The 4,823-nt window shown below is 74.3% G+C and carries 3 protein-coding genes and 1 pseudogene; all 4 read left to right on the forward strand.

Annotated elements, in window-relative coordinates:
• A pseudogene (locus FM076_RS19515) lies at positions 1 to 689 on the forward strand (serine/threonine-protein kinase); the annotation flags it as partial.
• A gap of 53 nt (positions 690 to 742) precedes the next feature.
• Positions 743 to 1,984, forward strand: coding sequence for a cyclic dehypoxanthinyl futalosine synthase (gene mqnC, locus FM076_RS19520; protein WP_173872292.1), 1,242 nt, complete (start codon positions 743 to 745; stop codon positions 1,982 to 1,984).
• A gap of 17 nt (positions 1,985 to 2,001) precedes the next feature.
• Positions 2,002 to 2,700, forward strand: a complete 699-nt coding sequence (locus FM076_RS19525; protein WP_173872293.1) for a demethylmenaquinone methyltransferase — start codon at positions 2,002 to 2,004, stop codon at positions 2,698 to 2,700.
• Between the two features lie 741 nt (positions 2,701 to 3,441).
• On the forward strand, positions 3,442 to 4,823 hold a 1,382-nt coding region (locus FM076_RS19530; RefSeq protein ID WP_173872294.1), incomplete at its 3' end, for a hypothetical protein.

The following is a 4,823-nucleotide window of genomic DNA, read 5'->3' on the forward strand; positions in this document are numbered from 1 at the left end:
CCCACGGGCAGTGGCCGGCGGCGTCGTACGGCGGCCGCACCGGCATCGTCGTCGAGCGGGCGGACGGGCGCGGCGGCCCGGGGGCGGGTGCTGCCGGGGAGGCTGGGCGGACCGGCGGCGCCGGTGGCCGGCCGCGCCGGCGGCGGATCAGCTGCACGCTGGTGCTCTCGCTCACCTGCCTGGCGGCGGTGCTGCTGGGCGCCTCCCTGCTGGGCGTCCTCCCCGGCGGCGGCGAACGGAACGACACCGCTGAGCCGCCGTCCTCTCACGCGTCGTCGCCCCGGCCCCCGGGAGGGCCGGACGGCGGCTCCGGCGGTGGCGGAGAGGAGCCCTCACGCGCCACCGTGCCCGAGGACTTCGTCGGCACCTGGAAAGGGGACCTCTACTCCCGCCGCGGGGTCCCCGTGGGCACCCTGACCGTCACCCTCACCCGGGGCGGCAAGGGGGACACCGTCGCGACCGGCTCCTCCTCGCTGCGGGGCCTCAAGTGCGCGGGGAGGTGGAAGCTGGTGTCGGCCTCGGACACCCGCCTGGTGGCCGACGCCTCCGGAACGGACCCCTCTTCCGAACTGTGTTCGCCGGGCGGCACAAGGGAGGAGTTCACGCTGCGCAAGAACGACCGGCTGCGCTACGAGTCGCATGTGGCCGCCGCCGGGGACGCCGCGGGGACACTCCGGAAGATCCGCTGAGAACCCCTGGCGTAGGCTGGGCGGGCGCCGCTGTTGCTGTGGTAGGCGGCGAGATGTGTCGATTGTGCGACCTTTGGAGGGACGCCACGGTGACAGCGCACGTGTCGGAAGCCGACCTGCTCTCCGCCCTCGACCGCGCCGCCGCCGGCGGGCGTGTCACCCCCGAGGAGGCGCTCGACCTCTACCGCTACGCGCCCCTGCACGCGCTGGGCGCCGCCGCCGACAAGGCGCGCCGCCGCCGGTACGCGGGGACCGAGCACATCGCGACGTACATCATCGAGCGGAACATCAACTACACCAACGCCTGTGTGACGGCGTGCAAGTTCTGCGCCTTCTACGCCGCGCCCAAGAGCGACCGGGTGTGGATCCGCGACCTGGACGACATCCTGCGCCGCTGCGCCGAGACGGTGGAGCTGGGCGGCACCCAGATCATGTTCCAGGGCGGCCACCACCCGGACTTCGGCGTCGAGTACTACGAGAGGCACTTCGCCGCCATCAAGAAGGAGTTCCCGCAGCTGGTCATCCACTCGCTGGGCGCCAGCGAGGTGGAGCACATGGCGCGGATCTCCGGGGTGACGCCTAAGGAGGCCATCGAGCGCATCCACGCCGCCGGGCTGGACTCCTTCGCCGGCGCGGGCGCCGAACTGCTGCCGGCCCGGCCCCGCAAGGCCATCGCGCCGCTGAAGGAGTCCGGCGAGCGCTGGCTGGAGATCATGGAGATCGCCCACAACCTCGGGGTGGAGTCCACCTCCACCATGCTGATGGGCACGGGTGAGACCAACGCCGAGCGCATCGAGCACCTGCGGATGATCCGCGACGTGCAGGACCGCACCGGCGGCTTCCGCGCCTTCATCCCGTACACCTACCAGCCCGAGAACAACCATCTGAAGGGGCGGACGCAGGCGACGGTCCTCGAGTACCTGCGCATGATCGCCATCGCGCGGATCTTCCTCGACAACGTCGCCCACATCCAGGGCTCCTGGCTGACCACCGGCAAGGACGTCGGCCAGCTCTCCCTGCACTACGGCGCCGACGACCTCGGCTCGGTGATGCTGGAGGAGAACGTCGTCTCGTCGGCGGGTGCCAAGCACCGCTCCAACCGGATGGAGCTGATCGACCTCATCCGCAAGGCGGGCCGCGTCCCGGCGCAGCGGGCCACCACCTACGAGCACCTGGTCGTGCACGACGACCCGGCGAACGACCCGGTGGACGACAAGGTCGTCTCGCACCTGTCCTCGACCGCCATCGCAGGGGGCACCGCACACCCCGAGCTGGCCCTCATCGACGCGAACTGACGGGCGGGCAACCGACTATGAGCCGCGCAACCCTGGACAAGCAGCCGCACGAGGTCGCCGCCATGTTCGACGACGTGGCGGCCAGGTACGACCTGACCAACGACGTGCTCACCGCCGGCCAGGCCCGGCTGTGGCGCCGCGCCGTCGCCGCCGCCGTGGACGCGCGCCCCGGTGAGAAGGTGCTCGACCTGGCGGCCGGCACCGGCACCTCCTCGCTGCCGTTCGTGGAGGCGGGCGCCTTCACGGTGCCGTGCGACTTCTCCGCCGGCATGCTCGGCGAGGGCAAGCGGCGCCACCCCTGGCTGCCGTTCACCGCGGGGGACGCCACCCGGCTCCCCTTCGCCGACGCCACGTTCGACGCGGTGACCATCTCCTTCGGGCTGCGCAACATCAGCGCGGTGGACGCGGCCCTCGGCGAGATGCGGCGCGTCACCCGGCCCGGCGGACGGGTGGTGATCTGCGAGTTCAGCCAGCCGACCTGGGCACCCTTCCGCACCGTCTACACCCAGTACCTGATGCGCGCGCTGCCGTCGATCGCCCGGCAGGTCAGCAGCAACCCCGACGCCTACGTCTACCTCGCGGAGTCCATCCGCGAGTGGCCCGACCAGCCGCGGCTGGCCGCCCGGCTCCAGGACGCGGGCTGGAGCCGGGTGGCCTGGCGCAATCTGACGGGCGGCATCGTCGCCCTGCACCGGGGCTTCAACCCGCACGGGTGACGGGCTCGCGCCGCGCGGCTGACGGGACCACCCGCGCGGTTGGCGGGGGCACCCCGGGCGGGTGACGGGTTCGTCCCGCGCGGCTGACGGGCGGTCCGGCCGGGCCCGTGCCGGGGCGCGGGGCGGCGGCTGGTGCGGTCCGGGCGGCTACCGCCCGGTATCCGTTGCGCTTGGGTAACTCCCCTTTCCCTTGGGGACTTTCGGCGGAACCATGGACGCCACGCTCGTGTCTGTACGTACACGCGCGGTACCCCTGTGTGCCGCTTGGTCCCCATGAGTCCCCTGAGTCCCCGGAGCGCCATGTCCTCCCCGCCGTCGCCGCCCTGCGCCCAGTGCGGCACCGCTACACCGGCCGAGGCCCGGTTCTGCATGTCCTGCGGAGCGCCGACGGCCCCGGCGGCGCCGCCCGCTCCCCAGGCGCCGCCGACTCCCCAGCAGGCACCGCCCCCTCCGCGGACCGCACCGCCCGAGCCGCAGGCGCCGCCCGCCCCCGCCGGGCCGCCCACCTACGTCCCCACGAGCACGTCACTGCCCGCACAGCCCGCCCAGCCGTCGCAGCCCGACCAGGCGTCGCCGGCCGCACAGCCGTCGCCGTCCGCACAGCCGTCGTCGGCCGACCAGTCGTCACCGGCCGCTCCGCCGCCACCGGTCGCCCGGCCCGGATACGGTCCGCCGCCACCGGTCCCGCCCGGATACGCGCCGCCGCCCGGGCCCGCGCAGCCGACACCGTTCGGGCTGTTCGTGGCGCGGACCCTCAAGGGGGACTGGCTCGGTGCGCTGCGGGTCGCCGCCTGGCCGCTCGCGCTGGTGTTCGTGGCGGCCTGCGCGCTGGGCCTGTGGTCCAACGACGACATCGACGACCTCGACATCGGCTGGGGCACCCGCATGCGGGTGGCGCTGGCCGCGCTGCTCCAGGGCATCGGGGGCGGGTTCGGCATCTCCTCCGACGGCACCACCGACATCGCCGGGGAACGCATCGCCGGTGAGGCGGAGAGCTCCGGGATCCCGCTGCTGGCCACCGCCGTGTGGATCGCCGCGCTCGTGGCCGCCGCCCGCTTCGAGCGGCGGCGCCTGGTCCGCACCACCCCCACGGCCGGGTTCGAGGCCGCCCTCCGCATCGGCGCGCTGGGCGGACTGGGCGGGCTGGCCCTGGGACTGTACGCGGCCCCCTCCTACGAGGGCCTGGAGCTGAACTCCTCGCCCGGACTCACCCTGCTGTGGGCGTTCCTGCTCTCCACCCTGGTCGCCGCGCTCGTCCTGACCCGCGGTGAGGCCGACTCCTGGCTGGCCACCCGCCGCACCTCCGGCCCCCGCGTCCTGGCGGGCGCGCTGCGGACGGCGGGGCTCGCCCTGGCGTGCGTCCTCGCGCTGGCCGGCCTCGTGGTATTCGTCGTCCTGCTGGCCACCGAGGACGAGGTCGGCGCGGGCGACGTGTGGGCCACCCTCGCGCTGCTGCCCAACCTCGGCGCGCTCGGCCTGGCGCTGGCCTGGGGCGCCCCCATCGACGCGCGGTGGAACGTCAGCCGACTGGACTCCGGGCGGGAGTCGTTCGGCTACTCCGAACTGGCGGACGCGGCCGGCGGCTGGGCCGTCGTCGGCACGCTGGCCGGCGGCCTGGCGTGCGCGCTGCTCCTCGGCTGGCTGGTGGCCCGCCGCAGCGCCGACCGCCGCGAACAGCTGCTGGCCGCCGGGTTCTTCGTGCTGGGCGTCCTGCTGCTGGCCGGTGTGGCGGGCGTGGGCTTCGAGGCGAGCTTCCACGAGGCCCGGGGCGGGTTCGACGGGGGCAGCGGCGGCGACCTCGGCGACTACCCGGACGACTACTCCGGGGACTTGGGCGGCGACTTCGGCGCGGGTGAGAGCTTCACCGCCGGCGGTGAGATCGGCGCGGGCATCGCCGAGCTGCTGCTGTTCGCCCTGCTGTGGTCCTTCGGCGGTGCCCTGCTGGTGCCGCTTCTGCGTGCCCAGTTCGGCAAGGGCGGCCCGGGCGGCACGGGCCTCGGCACGGGCACCCCGTCAGGCGTCCACGGCCAGGGCGCCTTCGGGCAGGGCGCCTACGGCCACGACACATACGGACAGGGTGCGTACGGCCAAGGCGGACAGGGTCAGGGCGGTCAGGGTCAGGG

Origin of the sequence: Streptomyces albus subsp. chlorinus (assembly GCF_013302895.1) — a bacterium.
In the GTDB taxonomy this organism is placed as follows: domain Bacteria; phylum Actinomycetota; class Actinomycetes; order Streptomycetales; family Streptomycetaceae; genus Streptomyces; species Streptomyces chlorinus.